This is a genomic window from Rhizobium sp. TBD182 (genome assembly GCF_001950375.1).
Taxonomy (GTDB): Bacteria; Pseudomonadota; Alphaproteobacteria; order Rhizobiales; family Rhizobiaceae; genus Agrobacterium; species Agrobacterium tumefaciens.
Map to the genome: position 1 here is coordinate 74,524 of NZ_BDLN01000008.1, position 18,644 is coordinate 93,167.

16 protein-coding genes are annotated in these 18,644 nt (G+C 58.6%); 14 read left to right on the forward strand and 2 right to left on the reverse strand.

Annotation, left to right across the window (positions count from 1 at the left end):
* Position 1 precedes the first annotated feature (1 nt).
* Genes T18_RS20680 through T18_RS20700 form a run of 5 tightly spaced genes read left to right on the forward strand, consistent with a single transcriptional unit; the run spans position 2 to position 4,630 of the window.
* Positions 2-955 (forward strand): substrate-binding domain-containing protein, encoded by a 954-nt coding sequence (locus T18_RS20680; protein ID WP_019566852.1) that lies wholly within the window; start codon positions 2-4, stop codon positions 953-955.
* Positions 952-1,761 carry an ATP-binding cassette domain-containing protein gene (locus T18_RS20685; RefSeq protein ID WP_013762213.1) on the forward strand — a complete coding sequence of 270 codons (810 nt, stop codon included), beginning with the start codon at positions 952-954 and terminating at the stop codon, positions 1,759-1,761. The genes T18_RS20680 and T18_RS20685 overlap by 4 nt, the downstream gene beginning before the upstream one ends.
* Positions 1,758-2,762 carry an ABC transporter permease gene (locus T18_RS20690; protein ID WP_038494805.1) on the forward strand — a complete coding sequence of 335 codons (1,005 nt, stop codon included), beginning with the start codon at positions 1,758-1,760 and terminating at the stop codon, positions 2,760-2,762. The genes T18_RS20685 and T18_RS20690 overlap by 4 nt, the downstream gene beginning before the upstream one ends.
* Positions 2,763-2,766: 4 nt before the next feature.
* A complete protein-coding gene (locus tag T18_RS20695; protein WP_013762214.1) occupies positions 2,767-3,834 on the forward strand; it encodes a phosphotriesterase in 1,068 nt (355 codons plus the stop codon).
* Between the two features lie 25 nt (positions 3,835-3,859).
* Positions 3,860-4,630, forward strand: a complete 771-nt coding sequence (locus tag T18_RS20700; RefSeq protein WP_003518260.1) for a glutamine amidotransferase — start codon at positions 3,860-3,862, stop codon at positions 4,628-4,630.
* Positions 4,631-4,661: 31 nt separating this feature from the next.
* Here the strand turns inward: T18_RS20700 and T18_RS20705 are convergent, their stop codons facing one another.
* The gene (locus T18_RS20705; RefSeq protein ID WP_019566855.1) at positions 4,662-5,558 is read right to left on the reverse strand and encodes a ribokinase; all 897 of its coding nucleotides are present in this window, start codon (positions 5,556-5,558) and stop codon (positions 4,662-4,664) included.
* Positions 5,559-5,582: 24 nt separating this feature from the next.
* Here T18_RS20705 and T18_RS20710 point away from each other — a divergent pair, with 24 nt between their 5' ends.
* The 9 genes from T18_RS20710 to nadE all read left to right on the forward strand — a co-directional run bounded on the left by T18_RS20710 (position 5,583) and on the right by nadE (position 17,777).
* On the forward strand, positions 5,583-6,425 hold the full coding sequence (locus T18_RS20710) for a BtpA/SgcQ family protein (protein WP_038494808.1): 843 nt from the start codon (positions 5,583-5,585) through the stop codon (positions 6,423-6,425).
* 19 nt (positions 6,426-6,444) lie between these two features.
* On the forward strand, positions 6,445-7,701 hold the full coding sequence (locus T18_RS20715; protein ID WP_038495868.1) for a Zn-dependent hydrolase: 1,257 nt from the start codon (positions 6,445-6,447) through the stop codon (positions 7,699-7,701).
* A gap of 262 nt (positions 7,702-7,963) precedes the next feature.
* Complete coding sequence (locus tag T18_RS20720) at positions 7,964-8,521, forward strand: fasciclin domain-containing protein (RefSeq protein WP_003518253.1); 558 nt, start codon at positions 7,964-7,966, stop codon at positions 8,519-8,521.
* 338 nt (positions 8,522-8,859) lie between these two features.
* Positions 8,860-11,649 carry a bifunctional aconitate hydratase 2/2-methylisocitrate dehydratase gene (locus T18_RS20725; protein WP_019566858.1) on the forward strand — a complete coding sequence of 930 codons (2,790 nt, stop codon included), beginning with the start codon at positions 8,860-8,862 and terminating at the stop codon, positions 11,647-11,649.
* Between the two features lie 434 nt (positions 11,650-12,083).
* A complete protein-coding gene (locus T18_RS20730; RefSeq protein ID WP_233284966.1) occupies positions 12,084-13,019 on the forward strand; it encodes a hypothetical protein in 936 nt (311 codons plus the stop codon).
* Positions 13,019-14,971: an asparagine synthase (glutamine-hydrolyzing) gene (gene asnB / locus T18_RS20735; protein WP_038494812.1), complete on the forward strand. Its 1,953-nt coding sequence runs from the start codon at positions 13,019-13,021 to the stop codon at positions 14,969-14,971. Before T18_RS20730 ends, asnB begins: the two co-directional genes overlap by 1 nt.
* Positions 14,968-15,231, forward strand: coding sequence for an acyl carrier protein (locus T18_RS20740; RefSeq protein ID WP_003518245.1), 264 nt, complete (start codon positions 14,968-14,970; stop codon positions 15,229-15,231). The genes asnB and T18_RS20740 overlap by 4 nt, the downstream gene beginning before the upstream one ends.
* Positions 15,232-15,249: 18 nt before the next feature.
* Positions 15,250-16,782, forward strand: a complete 1,533-nt coding sequence (locus tag T18_RS20745) for a class I adenylate-forming enzyme family protein (RefSeq protein ID WP_038494815.1) — start codon at positions 15,250-15,252, stop codon at positions 16,780-16,782.
* Complete coding sequence (gene nadE, locus T18_RS20750) at positions 16,779-17,777, forward strand: NAD(+) synthase (protein ID WP_038494818.1); 999 nt, start codon at positions 16,779-16,781, stop codon at positions 17,775-17,777. The genes T18_RS20745 and nadE overlap by 4 nt, the downstream gene beginning before the upstream one ends.
* A gap of 164 nt (positions 17,778-17,941) precedes the next feature.
* Here nadE and T18_RS20755 read toward each other — a convergent pair whose 3' ends face one another.
* A complete protein-coding gene (locus T18_RS20755; RefSeq protein ID WP_019566862.1) occupies positions 17,942-18,460 on the reverse strand; it encodes a hypothetical protein in 519 nt (172 codons plus the stop codon).
* Positions 18,461-18,644: the final 184 nt, after the last annotated feature.

Sequence of the window (18,644 nt, forward strand, 5' to 3'; positions counted from 1 at the left end):
AATGACAATAATCAAACGCAGATATTTCTCCGCAGCCCTTGCCGCCACCGTTCTGGCCGGGGCGACGCTTTCCGCCGGCATTGCCGGTGCCGCGGAAAAGACGATAGCCCTCGTGCAGATCAACCAGCAGGCCATCTTTTTCAACGACATGAACAAGGGTGCGGAAAAGGCGGCAAAGGAAGCGGGCGTCAAGCTCGTCATCTTCAATGCCAATAACGATCCGGCAGCGCAAAACAGCGCCATCGAGACCTATATCCAGCAGAAGGTCGATGGGATTGCGGTCGTCGCCATCGATGTCAACGGCATCATGCCTGCGGTAAAGCAGGCCGCCGAAGCGAACATCCCAGTGGTCGCTATCGACGCAATATTGCCCGAAGGGCCTCAGAAGGCACAGATTGGCGTCGACAATGCCAAGGCTGGTGCCGACATGGGCAAGTTCTTCGTCGACTATGTGAAGTCAGACATGGGCGGCAAGGCCAAGATCGGCGTCGTCGGGGCCCTCAACTCTTTCATCCAGAATATCCGTCAGAAGGGCTTTGAGGACACGCTCAAGGATCAGCCCGGCATCACGGCGGCTGGCGTCGTTGACGGACAGAACGTGCAGGATACGGCTCTTTCCGCGGCGGAAAACCTCATAACTGGCAATCCGGATATGACCGCAATCTACGCAACGGGTGAACCGGCCCTTCTCGGCGCCGTCGCTGCCGTCGAAAGCCAGAGCAAGCAGAAGGACATCAAGGTCTTCGGCTGGGATCTGACCAAGCAGGCGATCGCTGGCATCGACGCCGGTTATGTCGCGGGTGTCATCCAGCAGGACCCGGCGGCCATGGGTGCTGCGGCCGTCAAGGCGCTGAAGACTGTTTCTGATGGTGGCAGTGTCGAAAAGACGATTGCCGTGCCCGTGACCATCGTTACCAAGGCCAATGTCGAGCCCTACCGGGCGGTCTTCAAATGATCGCCGGCGGACAGCACCCAACCGCTGTCACCGGCGCTGGGGGAGATATTCTCCCCCAGCATCTCTCCGGTGCGGCGCAAGAACCGCGCGTCTCGCTTCGCGGTATCGTAAAAACCTTCGGTTCACATCAGGCGCTGCGCGGCGTCGATCTCGACATCTATCCCGGTGAATGCCTGGGCCTTGTCGGTGACAACGCGGCTGGAAAATCGACGCTGACGAAGGTTATTTCCGGAACCTACATTCCAGATGAAGGATCCATTACGCTCGAAGGGGAAGAGGTCCGTTTCTCCGGTCCCGCCGATGCGCGCAATCGCAATATCGAGATGGTCTTTCAGGATTTGAGCCTCTGTGACCATATAGACGTGATCGGCAACCTGTTTCTTGGGCGCGAGATCACCAAGGGTCCGTTCCTCGACCGGCAGACGATGTTGGCCGAGGCCCGCAAGATGCTCGACGCGCTGGAAATCCGTATTCCAAGGTTGACGGCCAAGGTGGAAAAACTCTCCGGCGGACAGCGGCAGGCAATCGCAATCGCCCGTGCCGCGTCCTTCAATCCCAAGGTCCTGATCATGGACGAACCCACTTCGGCGCTTGCCGTGGCAGAGGTGGAGGCCGTTCTGGCGTTGATCAACCGGGTCAAGGCCAAGGGCGTGTCCGTCATCCTCATCACTCATCGTCTTCAGGATCTGTTCCGCGTGTGTGATCGCATCGCCGTCATGTACGAGGGAACGAAGGTCGCCGAACGGCAGATCAACGAAACCAGCCTCGAAGACCTCGTCAAACTGATCGTGGGAGGTCGCCATTGACCGTCTACACTGAACGCGCCAAGGGCTCACCCGTCGCCGATTTCATCGCCGAAAACGCGCAGGTCTTGTCCATAACGGCCTTTTTCATCGCCTGCATGCTGTTCTTTGCCGTAAGCACGGATACGTTCCTGACGGCAGGCAACCTGCTGAACGTCGTGCGTCAGGCCGCTCCCATCCTCATCGTTTCCGTCGCCATGACGCTTGTCATCATCACCGGCGGCATCGACCTGTCGGTCGGCTCCATGGTTGCGCTGATCAACGCCGTCGGTGCCATCCTCATGGCGGCGGGCTATCCCTGGCCTCTGGTGCTGGTCGCCATGCTCATGCTCGGAGCCGTGCTTGGTCTCTTGCAGGGCTGGTTCATTGCCTATCAGGGCATTCCGGCCTTCATCGTTACGCTCGCAGGCTTGTCCATCCTTCGAGGGGTCGCACTCTATATCACCCAAGGGTATTCGGTGCCTATTCCGGATGCGCCCGGCTTCTTTTTTCTCGGTCGCGGAGACCTGTTCGGTTTCCCGGTGCCGGCGCTGATCGGTATCCTCATCACTGTCGTGGCCTATGTGGTCATTTCGTCCACCCGCTACGGACGCCGGGTCGTGGCGGTAGGCTCCAATCTGGAGGCTGCCCGTCGTGTGGGTATGCCGGCAAAATGGATCCTTGCATCGGTCTATATGGTCGCAGGCGTGGCATCCGCAATCGCTGGGCTGCTGATCGCGTCACGCCTCGGCTCGGGTTCCTCCAATGCTGCTGTCGGCTTTGAGCTGCAAGTCGTGGCAGCGGTTGTGCTTGGCGGTACGTCGTTGATGGGCGGACGCGGAACCATTCTCGGCTCCGTTCTTGGCACCATGACCATTGCCGTGATCGGCAACGGGCTGATCCTGATGCATATTTCGCCCTTTTTCACACAGATTGTCACGGGCGCGATCATTCTTGCCGCCATCTGGCTCAACACACGCATCTTCACCACCAACTTCCGCTTGGGTTCCAGAAAAAAGGGTTGAGGCCATGGTGGATGAACTCTCGAAAGGCCATATTCGCTCCGGTAATTTCATGACGGTTGCCGGTCCCGTCCCGGTGGAAAAGCTCGGCGTGACGTTGATGCACGAGCATATTCTCAACGATTGCCGCTGCTGGTGGCACGCACCGAAAACGCCGGAGCGGCAATATCTGGCGGAGGGCTTGGTCTGCCAGGAAATCCTCGGCGAACTTCGCCAGGATCCCTTCGTCAACAAGCACAACATCACGCTGGATGATGAGCCGCTTGCGATTAAAGAACTGCATGAATTCGCCGCTCAGGGCGGCCATACGGTGGTGGAGCCGACCTGCCAGGGTATCGGCAGAAATCCGCTTGCCCTCAGGCGGATATCCGAGGCGACCGGGCTCAACATCGTGATGGGGGCGGGTTATTATCTGGCCTCCTCTCATCCTGAGAAAGTGGCAGCGCTCAGCATCGACGACATCGCCAATGAAATCGTTCACGAGGCGCTTCAGGGCGTCGACGGAACCGGCGTGAAAATCGGTCTGATCGGAGAGATCGGTGTGTCCTCGGACTTCACCCCCGAGGAGCAAAAATCGCTGCGGGGTGCGGCGAGGGCGCAGGCCCGTACAGGTTTGCCCCTCATGGTGCATCTTCCGGGCTGGTTAAGGCTGGGTCACAGGGTTCTCGATGTAGTCGAGCAGGAAGGCGCGGATGTCAGTCACACCGTTCTGTGTCACATGAACCCGTCGCATGATGACCTTGGCTATCAGGGAGAACTTGCCGGCCGCGGTGCCTTCATCGAATACGACATGATCGGCATGGATTTCTTCTATGCCGATCAGCAGGTCCAATGCCCGAGTGACGACGAAGCGGCCAAAGCCATCGTCCAGCTGGTGGAGCGCGGATATCTGGACCGCATCCTGCTTTCCCACGATGTTTTCCTGAAGATGATGCTGACGCGGTATGGCGGCAATGGTTACGCCTATATCCTCAAGCATTTCCTGCCGCGATTGAAGCGGCATGGTCTGGATGACCTCACCTTGCAAATCCTCATGCGGGATAACCCGCGCTCGGTCTTCCAGGCGAAGACGTGACGAACCTATAGAAATGGAACAAAACATGACAAAGAAAATACTTCTCGTGGGCGAAAGCTGGGTCAGCTCCGCCACTCACTACAAGGGCTTCGACCAGTTCGGCAGCGTCACCTTTCACTTGGGCGCGGAACCTCTGGTAAAGGCGCTCGAAGGTAGTGAATACGAGCTGACCTACCTGACGGCTCATGATGCTGTCGAGAAACTTCCCTTCGATATGGCGGGGCTGGATGCGTATGACGCTATCATCCTCTCTGACATCGGTGCCAACTCGCTGCTTTTGCCGCCTGCGGTTTGGCTGCACTCGAAAACCGTTCCAAACCGTCTGAAGCTTCTCAAGGCATGGGTCGAAAAGGGTGGCGGCCTGCTGATGGTTGGCGGATATTTCTCGTTCCAGGGTATCGATGGCAAGGCCCGGTGGCGTCGCACCCCCGTGGAAGATACGCTTCCCGTGACCTGCCTGCCATGGGATGACCGCGTTGAAATTCCAGAAGGATCGACGGCCGACATTCTGATGCCGGATCATCCCACCGTTGCAGGTCTTTCCGGCGAATGGCCGCTTCTCCTCGGTGTCAATGAGGTAGAGGTGCGCGAGCGCGCGGATGTGGACGTGGTCGCCCGCCTGCCTGCGGAGCAGGGCGGTCATCCGCTTCTGGTCACCGGCGTTTTTGGCCAGGGTCGGACAGCGGCGTGGACATCCGACATTGGTCCGCACTGGCTCTCTCCCGCCTTCTGCGAATGGCAGGGCTACGGCCGTTTGTGGAAAAACATTCTGGGCTGGCTGACAGAAGCTCGCTGAGCGCGGCGGCATGTATCGGTGGAGAGGATCGTCAGTTGGACAAAATATCCGCGAGCTCAAGGATATCGGGAAAGGCTGAAAGCGTGCCCCGACGACTGACGGTCAACGCAGATGCCTTTGCGCCATGCCTCAACGCCCGTTCATCCACACTGACGTTTCTCAACGCGGCGGAGGCCAGCGTGACGGCCATGAAGCAATCGCCAGCACCCGTCGTGTCGACAACGCCAGTTTTTTCGGCGGGCACGGTCAGGCATTGGTTTGTCGTGCCGAGCATCGAACCCTCGCCGCCAAGGGTGAGGATGACCTGGCGGACACCGGCTGAAATGAGCAATTTTATCGCTGTCGAGCCGGTATCCCCGGTCAGGGCGGCCGCTTCGCCGCGGTTGAGGAAAGCGATGTCCGTGAGCGGCCAGAGACTTTCAAACCATGGTTGGAGAGGTGACGGATTGAATGCGGTGATCATTCCCGTTGCCTTTGCCTGCGACAGTGCGAGACGGGTGGTTGTTTCGCCCAGATTGCCTTGCACGACGAGAAGGTCGCCGGGGCTGGCTGTACCAAGGGTTCCGGCCACGTCTTCCGGGGTCAGAGATTCTGCGCAGGCCGTGGTCGTGACGATGCTGTTTTCACCATCGGGCGTATTGAAGATGATGGAGAGATCGCTGGTCTGCCCATCCATGCCAATGAGGTCGGCGGTCAGAGGTTCGGTTGCAAGGCGGGCGCGGATGGTCGCAGACCTGTCATCTGTACCTACAGCAGCAGTCAATGTGGTATCGAGCCCGCATCGGGCCATGACAATGGCTTGATTGCAGCCTTTTCCGCCAAGATCGCGGAAGGCCTGCCGGCCGAAAATCGAAGCCCCGGCTTCCGGCAGGGCGGAAACGGAATAGGTTTCGTCGAGCGCGATATTGCCGATGACGAAGGCACGCATGAAAAACTTTCGAGAGGACAAGGCATGCAGATCATATCCGACAATAGGGCGAACGCCATCCAGGAAATCTTTGGTCGTGACAAGGCCTTGATCGGCATGGTGCATTGCCCACCGTTTCCCGGAGCACCGAGGTATCGTGGCGCGGCCATGGATGCCATCTACGACGTCTGCATGCGCGATGCCGAGGCTTTGATCGAAGGCGGTATGCATGGTCTTCTCGTTGAAAACCATGGCGATATTCCCTTTTCCAAGCCGGAGGATATCGGTCATGAGACAGCTGCCTTCATGAGCGTGGTGACTGACCGGGTCGCGCGGGCGACTGGCGTTCCGCTCGGTATCAACGTGCTTGCCAATGCGCCGATCCCGGCTTTCGCCATTGCCATGGCGGGCGGAGCGAAATTCATCCGCGTCAACCAGTGGGCCAATGCCTATGTCGCCAACGAGGGTTTCATGGAAGGGCGTGCGGCGGAAGCGATGCGTTATCGATCCCTGCTCCGGGCCGAGCACATAAAGGTTTTCGCCGACAGCCACGTCAAGCACGGCGCGCATGCTATCACGGGTGATCGTAGCATCGATGAGCTGACCCGCGACCTTGCCTTTTTTGATGCGGATGCGGTGATCGCTACTGGCCAGCGAACCGGCAACAGCGCAACGATGGCGGAAATCGAAGAGATCGGGCAGGCCACACATCTTCCGCTTCTGGTCGGTTCTGGTGTTGGGGAAGCCAATATCGTTGAAATCCTGAAGCGCACCAGCGGTGTCATCGTCGCTTCGTCGCTAAAACAGGGCGGTGTCTGGTGGAACCCTGTCGAGCCTGCCCGTGTGCGATCGTTTGTTGAGGCGGCGCAGCCAGGGCTTTCGGGTTGAGGGCAAACGGGAAATGATGATGACGCAAACTCTTTCGATCAACGGGCAGCGACTTATCGATCGACTCGACCGGTTTGCGCAAATAGGCGCGACGGCAAAGGGTGGCGTCAACCGCCAGGCCTTGACCGGCCCCGACCGGCAGGCGCGGCAATTGCTGACGGAGCTGGCGCTGCAGCGCGGCTTCAAGGTCTTTCAGGACCCGATTGCCAATCTGTTCATTCGCCGCGAGGGGCGCAACCCGGATCTGTCGCCGCTGCTTATCGGAAGTCATCTCGACAGTCAGCCCACAGGCGGTCGTTTTGACGGTGCGCTCGGCACGCTCGCAGCTTTTGAGGTTCTGGAAACACTCGAGGATTGCGGGGTGGAAACCGAGCGGCCGGTGGAGGTCGTGTCGTTCACGAATGAAGAGGGCTGCCGCTTCGCGCCGGGCTGCATGGGCTCCATGGCCTTTGCGGCCGGTTCAATTCCAAGCGCCTGGGAGACCATGCGCGCGACTGACGGTGCGCTTTTCGCAGATGAACTCTCCGCCACGCTGGAAAGTCTCCCGGTTGCCGTGATGCGGCCTCTGGGCACGCCGGTTTTCGCTTATCTCGAGGTCCATATCGAGCAAGGCCCTTCATTGGAAAAAGAGGGCTTACCGATCGGCATTGTCACCGGCATACAGGGAACGCGCTGGCTGGAGGTGATTATCGAAGGGCAGACCGCCCACGCTGGAACAACGGCGCTGCAATATCGGCATGACCCTATGCAAGCCACGGCCAACGCGCTTGCTGAACTCTATCGCGACATCATGCCAGCCGATCCGGCCGCGCGTTTCACGATTGGCCGAATGGCCCTTGAACCCGGCGCGGTGAACGCGATCCCGGCAACGGTGCGCTTCACGATCGATTTTAGACACCCTTCGCTGACAACAATCGGCGTCATGGAGCAGACAATCCGCATGGCTATCCAGCAGGCAGCGGCGGACACAGGCTGCTCGGCGACTATTTCGCAGATTTTCGACATGCCGCCGGCAAGTTTTCCGGATGAATTACTTGCCGTATTGGATCAGGCCGCACAAGAGCGGGACTTTTCAACAAAGAGAATGCTCTCCGGCGCATTCCACGATGCGCTTTTTATGAACCGCGTCGCGCCATCGGCCATGATTTTCGTACCCTGCCGGGATGGTCTCAGTCACAATGAGGCTGAATACGTGGAGCAGGAGCATAGTATTGCGGGTGGCAACATGCTCTTGGCTTCGCTTCTCCAGCTGCTAGCGCCGACGGGAGCGTTGTAAATCGAATGTTTGCGGGGAGCTTTCGTCCCTTGTTAGGGTTGCTCCGTTTGCAGATCACTGCGCGCTGGCCGATCGCGAGTGTAATTCGGTTGAGAAAAAGCCGAAATGAATCAGCGCTGTAGCAAGCGATCGTATGAAACTGCCTTTTGCTTGAAACTTTCCTCCTGTCGCTCTCGTCACTTGTGCTGTTCCCCGAGACGGGAACGACAGGCCTTCAGAGGCGCGCTTCCGCGCCGAGGCGATTAGGGAAGAGGAATATTCAATGTTCAAGTCCGCAATCCGTACGCTCGCCCTTGCGACGGCAATCTCGACTCTTGCTTCGGGTGCCTTTGCTGAAAATCCAAAGGTCGGCGGTGCAGCAATGTACGAAAACAAGAACATCATCGAGAATGCCGTCAACTCGAAGGATCACACCACGCTGGTCGCGGCCGTCAAGGCTGCCGGTCTCGTAGAAACCCTTCAGGGCAAGGGACCGTTCACGGTCTTTGCTCCGACCAATGAGGCCTTTGCCAAATTGCCGAAGGGTACAGTCGAAACTCTGCTGAAGCCGGAAAACAAGGCGCAGCTGACCAAGATCCTGACCTGTCATGTCGTGGCGGCCGATGCCATGTCCAGCGCCATCGAGAAGATGATCAAGGATGACAACGGCACCCATGATGTGAAGACGGTCGGCGGCTGCATCCTCAAGGCGAAGGAAAGCATGGGCAAGATTACCCTGACCGACGAAGCGGGTGGTGTTGCGCATGTGACGATCGCCGACGTCAAGCAGTCGAACGGCGTCATTCATGTCATCGACAAGGTTCTGCTTCCGAAGATGTGATTGCTCTTATCTTCTGCATGCCTGATCCGGCCACCTCCTCGGTGGCCGGATTTTTTTGTGCTCGACGTTGCTTCTATCGGTGACGCAATGGTTTGCCGGCATCGCGTACGGCAGGCCGCGGGGAGGAATGCCGGGCGCATCCCTGAGGGCACGACGGCAGACGGCATGCCTGCCCGCATGTTCTCCTGTCCCGTTATCGAAAACAGAAACAGAGTGCGCTATCTTGCCTTCCGGCCCTGGTTGACGTACTCGAAATCGATAGGACCCTGGGCCGATTAACAATAGTGTTTCGTGGCGCTGCGTTTCGGCGCCATACACCTCATGACGTTGGGATTGCGATGAACCTTTACTTGGATTACCTGGCTGAGATCGAAAGCAGAAAAACTCAAGGGCTCGCTCCCAAGCCGATCGACGATGGCGGATTAACCGGCGAAATCATTGCCTTGATCAGGGATACCGGTAGCGAATATCGCGCGGATGCCCTCAAATTCTTCATTTACAACACCTTGCCAGGCACCACGAGCGCTGCCGGCGTCAAGGCCGCCTTTCTGAAGCAGATCATTCTGGGCGAAACTGTCGTTCCGGAGATCACGCCCACTTTCGCCCTCGAACTGCTGTCGCATATGAAGGGTGGCCCCTCCATCGAAGCGCTGCTCGACATCGCCCTTGGTGATGATGCCGGGCTTGCCCAGCAGGCAGGCGAAGTGCTGAAGACGCAGGTCTTCCTCTATGACGCTGACATGTTCCGGCTACGTGATGCCTTCAAGGCGGGCAATACCGTCGCGAAGGGCGTTCTTGAGAGCTATGCCAAGGCTGAGTTCTTCACCAAGCTTCCCGATGTCGAGGATGAGATCAAGGTCGTGACCTTCATCGCCGCCGAAGGCGATATTTCGACCGATCTTCTGTCCCCTGGCAACCAGGCGCATTCGCGCTCCGACCGGCAGCTGCACGGCCAGTGTATGATCACGCCGGAAGCGCAGGCGGAAATCGTCGCGCTGCAGAAGCAGCATCCCGACAAGCGGGTGATGATGATCGCCGAAAAGGGCACGATGGGCGTCGGCTCGTCGCGCATGTCGGGCGTCAACAACGTGGCGCTGTGGACCGGCAAGCAGGCCAGCCCCTATGTGCCCTTCGTCAACTTCGCCCCGATCGTTGCTGGCACCAACGGCATTTCGCCGATCTTCGCCACCACTGTCGATGTGACGGGCGGCATCGGCATCAACCTGAAGAACTGGGTGAAGAAACTCGGCGAAGACGGCAAGCCTATCCTCAACAATGACGGCAATCCGGTTCTGGAGCAGAAATATTCGGTTGAGACCGGCACCGTTTTGAAGATCGACGCCAAGAACTACAAGCTTCGTGACGAGAACGGCACGGAACTGGTCGATCTCTCATCCTCCTTCACACCGCAGAAGATGGAATTCATGAAGGCAGGCAGCTCCTATGCCATCGTCTTCGGCAAGAAGCTCCAGACGTTTGCGGCTGAAACGCTTGGCGTCGAGGCCACCCCGGTCTTTGCGCCCAACAAGGAAATTTCAATCGAAGGCCAGGGCCTCACGGCCGTCGAGAAAATCTTCAACCGCAATGCCGTTGGCGTCACGCCCGGCAAGGTGCTGCATGCCGGCTCCGACGTGCGCGTGAAGGTCAACATCGTCGGCTCGCAGGACACGACCGGTCTGATGACGGCGCAGGAACTTGAGGCGATGGCGGCGACCGTCATTTCGCCGCTGGTGGATGGTGCGTACCAGTCGGGTTGCCACACGGCCTCCGTCTGGGACAAGAAGGCGCAGGCGAACATTCCGAAGCTCATGTCCTTCATGAACAACTTCGGCGTCATCACTGCCCGCGACCCCAAGGGCGTCTATCATTCGATGACGGACGTGATCCACAAGGTGCTGAACGACATCACCGTGGACGACTGGGCGATCATCATCGGCGGCGACAGCCACACCCGCATGTCCAAGGGCGTGGCCTTCGGTGCCGACTCTGGCACTGTGGCGCTGGCACTGGCGACGGGCGAGGCGACCATGCCGATCCCGCAATCCGTCAAGGTCACCTTTAAGGGCAAGATGCAGCCGCATATGGACTTCCGCGATGTTGTCCATGCGACGCAGGCGCAGATGCTGAAGCAGCATGGCGACAACGTTTTCCAGGGCCGCATCATCGAAGTCCATATCGGCACGCTGCTCGCTGACCAGGCCTTCACCTTTACCGACTGGACGGCCGAGATGAAGGCCAAGGCGTCGATCTGTATCTCTGAAGACGAGACGCTGATCGAGTCGCTGGAAATCGCCAAGTCGCGTATCCAGATCATGATCGACAAGGGCATGGATAATGCCGCCCAGACACTGAAGGGCCTGATCGCCAAGGCAGATCAGCGTATTGCCGAAATCCGCTCGGGCGAAAAGCCCGCTCTGGCCCCTGACGACAATGCGAAATATTTCGCTGAAGTCGTCGTGGATCTGGACGTGATCGACGAACCGATGATCGCCGACCCCGACGTCAACAACACCGATGTCTCCCGGCGCTACACCCATGACACGATCCGTCCGGTGTCCTATTACGGCGGCACCAAGAAGGTCGATCTGGGCTTCGTCGGTTCGTGCATGGTGCATAAGGGCGACATAAAGATCGTCGCCCAGATGCTGAAGAACATCGAGAAGGCCGAAGGCAAGGTCGAGTTCAAGGCGCCGCTCGTGGTCGCGGCACCGACCTATAACATCATCGACGAGCTGAAGGCGGAAGGGGATTGGGAAATCCTGCAGAAGTATTCCGGCTTCGAGTTCGATGATCTCAAGCCGAAGACTGCCAACCGGACGGAATACGAGAACATCCTCTATCTGGAGCGCCCGGGCTGCAACCTTTGCATGGGCAACCAGGAGAAGGCGGAGAAGGGTGATACTGTTCTGGCAACCTCGACCCGTCTCTTCCAGGGCCGCGTTGTTGAGGACACTGCCGAGAAGAAGGGTGAATCGCTGCTGGCCTCGACCCCTGTCGTGGTACTGTCGGCAATCCTTGGCCGCACACCGAGCGCTGAGGAATACAAGGCCGCCGTGGTAGGTATCGATCTGACCAAGTTCGCACCGCCGAAAGCTGCGCCAATCGATTCCCTGTCTGTCCAATACTAAAGTATTTCCGGACGTAGGACTTTTACGTCCGGAAAAACGTTTGAAACCAAAGATATAGAGCGCGTCCACCGAATTCAGTTGAAACCGGACGCGCTCTAGGGTTGAAATTACCCGTCAAATTCTTTGCAAAACGCCACAATCACGCGAAAAAACGCCGGCACATAACTTCTGATTAATACGCCTGCGGCAGAATAGGAATGATAATTACTTTCGATTAAATATCTATCCGGCAAGAAGCGGCGAGTATGTCTGAAATACGCTCATTTATTGCGGACGATCTCGTGTCCGTGGCTGACATGTTTCACCGTTTTTTGCGGAAGAAAGATGGGGCCGCGACAGATGATCTGACCTCATATTTGCGCGCCGTCTTTCTCGAAAATTCAAATATAAATCCGGATATTCACTCCAAGGTCTATGTGCGCGACGATGGCCGCGTGTCTGGATTTCTGGGCGTTTTGCCCGTGGCAATGGAACTTAATGGCCGGAACATACAGGCCGCTGTCTGCTCTTCCTTTGTCGCTGAAGACCGTGAGACCGATCCCTTTGCCGGAGCGCGTTTGCTGCGCGAAGTTTTGGGTGGACCTCAGGAGCTGACATTCGGGGAGACGATCAACGACGTTTCCGCCGATATGTGGAAGACGATGCGCGGCCAGCTGCTCGCCTCCTACAGTCTCGATTGGCTGCGGATTTTACGCCCGGCTTCATTCGGGCTGGAAATAGCCGCTGATCGTTTCTCCAGCACTTTCCGCGCGCTGACGCCGTTCAGCAAGATCATCGACCGCACCATTTCGGCGCGTGGCCATGGGCGAGCATTATCCTATTACGCATCACATCCGGACAAGGTGGACAGCTTTACCGACGACGACGCGAGCGATACCGAATTCGCGCGTCTGGCACGCGAACTCGTCGGCCACTTTCCGCTCCATCCCGTTTGGACCGAGGAAAGCCTGTTGCACATGCTCCAACACGCCAAACGCAAACGTCTGCACGGCGAACCAGTCCAGCGGATTGTGAGGGCCCGCGGCGGCAGGGCGGTGGGGCTTTTTCTTTACCACGGCAATCCAACGGGCATCGGCCGGACGCTGCAGATCATGGCCGTGCCCGGGCAGGAGCAGATCGTGATCGACCGGCTGATCCGCAATGCCTATGATCGTGGTCTCGCGGCCATCAGAGGTCGCACCCAGCCGGCACTGCTGCGGGCGATGCTCGGTAAGAAATGCACGTTTCTGCATGCGTCATCCACCATCGTGCATTCGCGCAATGCGGACCTCCTCAAGGCAGCGACGGATGGAACGGCATTTTTTAACGGCTTTTGCGGTGAAAGCTGGACGCGCCTCATCGGTGACAGCTTTGGTCAGGCGGTCGAGTAATGTGCGGAATTGCCGGATTTTATCGACACGACATGCCGGCCGAGCGCGCAAACGAGCGCCTTGCGCTGATGGCGTCGCGTCTTAAGCATCGTGGTCCAGATGCGCATGGAGCCCTGCTGCGCGGCGATGTCGGCCTTGCCCACGCACGGCTGGCGATTGTGGGAATTGCAGATGGCGCGCAGCCGATGCGCACCGTCGAAGACGATCTTGCCATTTCCTTCAACGGTGAAATCTTCAATCACGTCGAACTGCGCGAAACGCTGTCCGCGCGCGGCCACCATTTCCGCACCCACTCCGACACCGAAGTCATCCTGCATGACTATCGCGACAAGGGGCTGGATTGCCTCAACGAATTCAACGGCGATTTTGCCTTCGCCCTGCACGACGCCCGCAACGAAACGCTGGTGCTTGCGCGTGACCGGATGGGTGTCCGGCCGCTTTATTATACGTGGCATGAAGGTACGTTTTATTTCGCATCCGAGATCGGGGCCCTTCTGGCGTTGCCGGGAATGAAGGCCGAGATCGATCCGGTGGCGCTGGATCAGATATTCACCTTCTGGTTCCCGTTGCCGCCGCGCACCGCCTTTCGCGGCATTCACGAATTGCCGCCCGGTCATCTGATGATCCTGCGCGATGGCGCGTCCACGGTACGGCGCTGGTGGCAGCTTTCCTATCCTGACGGCAAGGACATGGCGCCGCCGGCAAGCCTAGGCGCGCAGGTGGAAGAGCTGACGGCGCTTCTGGCCGACGCAACGCGGATCAGGCTTCGCGCCGATGTGCCTGTCGGCTCCTATCTGTCCGGCGGGCTCGATTCCTCCCTCGTTTCTGCCCTGGCTGCGCAAAGCGTTAGCCGAGGCCTGCGCACATTTTCGCTGGCCTTCGAAAGTGCGGAGCACGACGAAAGTATCTGGCAGAAAACAATGAGCCAGCATCTTGGCGTCGCATCCGAAACCACGGAGTGCTCAACTGCGGACATAGCGCAATACATGCCTGAGGTCATGGAGCACGTGCAGACGCCCATTCTTCGCACAGCACCGGTGCCGCTTTACCTGCTTTCCCGGCATGTGCGCGAACGGGGAATGAAGGTGGTGCTGACCGGTGAAGGTGCTGATGAGCTGTTCGCTGGCTACGATATTTTCCGCGAAGCGCGGGTACGGCGCTTTTGCAGCCGCCAGCCGCAATCTGCTCGCCGGCCGAAACTGTTCCAGCGGCTTTATCCCTACCTTCCGGGGCTGAAACAGCAGACGCCGGATTATCTGGCACGCTTCTTCTCCTTCGGCGCAGAAGCCACCGACGAACCGCTGTTTTCCCATCGGCCGCGCTTGCGCTCTACGGCGGCGGCGAAAATCTTCTTTTCAGCGGAATTGAAAGCGCAGCTTGGCGACTACGACGCTGCGGCCGATCTTGCCGCGCAGTTGCCGGAGGATTTCCGCCGCTGGCATCCGCTTCATCAGGCGCAGTACCTCGAGACAGCATTTCTCTTGCCCGGCTATATTCTGTCCAGTCAGGGAGACCGGGTCATGATGGCAAATGGAGTGGAAGGCCGGTTTCCGTTCCTCGATCCCCGTGTGGTGGACTTTGCCGCAGCGCTCCATCCCGAGGCGAAACTGCACGGTCTGAAGGAAAAATATATCCTTAAACAGGCTGCAGCCGAGCTGGTGCCCGATGCGATCTTAAACCGACCCAAGCAGCCCTATCGCGCGCCCGACGCTGAAGCCTTCGCGGATGCCGGCTATCTCGACACCGTACTTTCCACCGGTCAAGTGAGGACCACCGGCCTGTTCCATGCCCAGGCGGTGGAAAAGCTGACAACCAAGGTGCGGCAAAAACAGGCTACCGGCTTTCGCGACAACGCCGCCTTCGTCGGCATACTCTCGACCCAGCTTCTGCATGCTGCCACGACCCAGAATTCCACAATGTCATCGCAAAAAATCGAAGGAAGCTCCAAATGACCAATGAAAGCACCGGCATGAAAGCCGAAATTCGCGGTTTCATCATCGAAAACTTTCTGTTCGGTGACGAAAGCCGGCCGTTTGGCGACGATCTTTCGTTGATCGACAATGACATGGTCGATTCCACGGGAATTCTCGAATTGGTGAGCTTCATCGAGGAACGCTACGGCGTCCGCGTTGCCGACGGCGATATCGTACCGGCCAATCTCGATACGATCGACAACATCGCCGCCTTCATCGGTCGCAAGCAGACCGCCTGAAATTTCGGGAAGCGCCAATTGCGTATCGACCACTACCTGCATCGAAGTGCGGAGCGCCATGCCGGCAAGACGGCGCTGGTGGCCGGTGAGACGCGCCTGAGTTACGGCGAACTCAAGACGATGAGCGAGGCTTTCGCCACTGCTCTGATAGCGCGAGGCGCAAGCCCGGGAGACCGTGTCGTCCTTGTGCTGGACAATGGCTGGCGCAAGGCGGTTGCGGTTTTCGGTTGCTGGATGGCGGGCGCTGTTGCCTGCCCCATCAACCCATCGTCCAAGGCCGCACGCCTTTCGCAAATTCTGGACAGTTGTACGCCCTTTGCGGTGGTTGCCGAGGCCCGGCTGGAAAAGGTCGTTTCGGATGCGGCCGGTTCTTCTCCGTTGTTGCGCATCGTTTCCGGCGCGCCGAACCCGACGGCCGATGGTGTCGATTTTGACGCGATGCTCGAGGAACCGATAGGCGCGCTGCCGCAAAACCTGCTCGATACCGATCTGGCAGTAATCATCTATACATCTGGCTCCACCGGCGAGCCAAAGGGCGTGATGCTGGCGCATGATAACATGGATGCGGCCGTCCGTTCGATTACCTCGTATCTCGGCAATAGGCCGGAAGATATTCTGCTCGGAGTATTGCCGCTTTCGTTCGGATATGGCCTGAACCAGCTGCTTTCCAGCGTTTTCGTCGGCGGTACGCTGGTGATCGAGAAATCCTTCGCCTATCCGCATCTGATTTTCGAGCGTATCCGCGACGAGCGGATCACGGGCTTCGCGCTGGTGCCGACCATGCTGTCCATCATGATGCAGACGCGCGATCTGCCGCCGGCGCTGTTTGAAAGCCTGCGCTACGTCACCGCTGCCGCTGCACCCCTGTCGCCCACCCATAGCGACTGGCTGCGGACCTTTCTGCCGCATGTGCACCTGTTTTGCATGTATGGCCAGACGGAGTGTACCCGTATCAGCTTTCTGCCGCCGGAAGACCTCGACAGGAAACGCGGTTCTGTCGGCATCGCCATTCCGGGCACTGCCATCGCGGTGGTGAACAAGGACGGAGACAGCCTGTTGCCCGGAGAGGTCGGCGAACTCGTGGTCAGCGGGCCGCACGTCATGCGCGGTTATTGGCGCAACGAGGCTGCCACAGCGCGCGCGCTGCGCGTTGATGCCGCAACGGGCCGGACGCGTCTTCACACCGGCGACCTGTTTACCTGCGATGCCGAGGGTTATCTCACCTTCGTTGCCCGCAAGGACGATATCATCAAGTCGCGTGGCGAAAAGGTTGCGCCGCAGGCGGTCGAGGCCGTTCTGCAAGCCATGCCGGGCGTCTCGGACGCATTGGTCGTCGGCGTTGCGCATGAGGTTTTCGGTCAGGCGGTGAAGGCGATCGTGATCGCATCCGACGAGGCGATCACCGCAAAAGACGTCATGCGCTACTGCGCTCTGCACCTCGAAACCCACATGGTGCCAACACTGGTTGAATTTCGCGATTTCCTGCCGACGACGGATACCGGCAAGGTCAGTCGCCGCCTCGCTGCTCAAGATACGGAGAACAATCGATGACGAACAATGCACAGAGCCTGCCTTTCTCGCCGCTTGAACTTGATGCGGCGGCGGAGGTAGAGCGTATCGCGGAAAAAATCCGCCAGTCGCTTCGTTTCAACCTGCGCAAGCGCGGGCTGGTGCTCGGCATTTCCGGCGGTATCGATTCCAGCGTCTGCGCCGCACTTGCCGTTCACGCGCTCGGGGCAGCAAATGTTATTGGCCTGTTCATGCCGGAAAACGATTCCGACCCGGAAAGCCTGCGCTTGGGGCAGGCTTTGGCGACGAAGCTGGGTATGGACTGCGTGCTGGAAGATATCGGCCCTTCGCTTGCCGCCATGGGTTGTTATGAAAGGCGCGATGGCTTCATCCGCGAGGTTGTCCCTGAATACGGGCCGGGCTGGGCCTCCAAGATCGTCTTCGACAACGCCATGAGCACCGGTGCCTATAATATTTCCTCGCTGGTCGTCCGTTCGCCATCGGGCGAAACGCGCAAGGTTCGCCTCTCCGCAAAAGCCTATCTCGGCATCGTTGCGGCGACGAATATGAAGCAGCGCACGCGCAAGCAGTTCGAATATTATCACGCCGACCGCCTGAACTTCGCGGTGCTCGGAACCCCGAACCGGCTGGAGTACGACCAGGGCTTCTTCGTCAAGAACGGCGACGGCGCTGCCGACATCAAGCCGATCGCCCATCTTTACAAATCACAGGTCTATCAACTCGCGGCCCATCTCGGCGTCCCGCAGGAAATCCGCTCCCGCCCGCCGACAACGGATACCTATTCCATGCCGCAGACGCAGGAAGAGTTCTATTTCGCGCTTCCTTACGACAAGATGGATATCTGCCTCTACGGTCTGGAACACGGCATGCCTGCAACCGAGATCGCCACGGCGACCGGGTTGACGGAGGACAATGTCCGTTTCGTCTGGACCGATATCGCCGCCAAGCGAAAGGTTGCGCACTATCTGCACCACGCCCCTATCCATTTCCATGAGGGCGCTCAGGCGAAATCCTGAGATTGTTCCAAGCGGCGCCGGCCTGGGCGATCAGGCCGGCGTATGAAACAAACCTCGATATGAATATGTAGCCGCCCGCCAGCAGAAGAGCTGTGAAAGCGGTATGCGGGCGGCAATTACATTTGTTAGTCAAGGCGTTAGGATTGGCAGTGCTTCGCCACCATTCAGTCCGCTGCGAATTCGCACGCCAACAGGGTCTTGTCGCCAAGTGCCGCACCTTCGCGCGCCACAATGGAGACTTTTCCCGGTCCAGCCAGACCTTCAGGCGGCTGCTGGTCCTGCGGAAGCTGCCGGGCATAACCCTTGCTCGATGTACCCATCAGGTCTGAGGTTTCCGGTTTCAAATCATATTTCGCTGCCAGAGCATCGGCACGCTGGCCCTTGATCAAAACACCGACTGCGCCATTGGCGAAGAAGACTTCGTCACTCTCAAACCCATCGCGGCCGATCTGGTTCGGAAGCTTATAGATAGCCGCGCCCAAAGACGATGTGTCGGCCTTTGCAAGTTTTTCGGCGGCATCATAAATTTCGGTCGCCGATGTCATCGAATAGGGCGGATTGCACAGGGCCGCATCATAGAATGCGGGATCGATTTCGGCAGCCGAAGCGCTACCGGCATGAAGCGCCGTAATGGCTACGGACATTACGACGGTGCCGCGAAGGAAAGGTGTGAATGCAAACATTGGCGTCCCTTGGAATTTGCCTGTCGTCCGTTTGAAGAGATTGCGTCAGGCTTTGCCATTCCTTGGAGCACCATAATTCACGCCCTGTCGATATACGCGAAGCGTTTTCCCCAGCTCGCCAGAACAAAACTCGTCATCCGACCGCAAAGAAAGCGTGGCGAAAGACGGCATTTCCATAGTGGGG

Coding starts and splice junctions, on each gene's coding strand:
- T18_RS20680 (WP_019566852.1), top strand. CDS start 2: ATGACAATAATCAAACGCAGATATTTCTCCGCAGCCCTTGCCGCCACC.
- T18_RS20685 (WP_013762213.1), top strand. CDS start 952: ATGATCGCCGGCGGACAGCACCCAACCGCTGTCACCGGCGCTGGGGGA.
- T18_RS20695 (WP_013762214.1), top strand. CDS start 2,767: ATGGTGGATGAACTCTCGAAAGGCCATATTCGCTCCGGTAATTTCATG.
- T18_RS20700 (WP_003518260.1), top strand. CDS start 3,860: ATGACAAAGAAAATACTTCTCGTGGGCGAAAGCTGGGTCAGCTCCGCC.
- T18_RS20705 (WP_019566855.1), bottom strand. CDS start 5,558: ATGCGTGCCTTCGTCATCGGCAATATCGCGCTCGACGAAACCTATTCC.
- T18_RS20710 (WP_038494808.1), top strand. CDS start 5,583: ATGCAGATCATATCCGACAATAGGGCGAACGCCATCCAGGAAATCTTT.
- T18_RS20715 (WP_038495868.1), top strand. CDS start 6,445: ATGACGCAAACTCTTTCGATCAACGGGCAGCGACTTATCGATCGACTC.
- T18_RS20720 (WP_003518253.1), top strand. CDS start 7,964: ATGTTCAAGTCCGCAATCCGTACGCTCGCCCTTGCGACGGCAATCTCG.
- T18_RS20725 (WP_019566858.1), top strand. CDS start 8,860: ATGAACCTTTACTTGGATTACCTGGCTGAGATCGAAAGCAGAAAAACT.
- asnB (WP_038494812.1), top strand. CDS start 13,019: ATGTGCGGAATTGCCGGATTTTATCGACACGACATGCCGGCCGAGCGC.
- T18_RS20740 (WP_003518245.1), top strand. CDS start 14,968: ATGACCAATGAAAGCACCGGCATGAAAGCCGAAATTCGCGGTTTCATC.
- nadE (WP_038494818.1), top strand. CDS start 16,779: ATGACGAACAATGCACAGAGCCTGCCTTTCTCGCCGCTTGAACTTGAT.
- T18_RS20755 (WP_019566862.1), bottom strand. CDS start 18,460: ATGTTTGCATTCACACCTTTCCTTCGCGGCACCGTCGTAATGTCCGTA.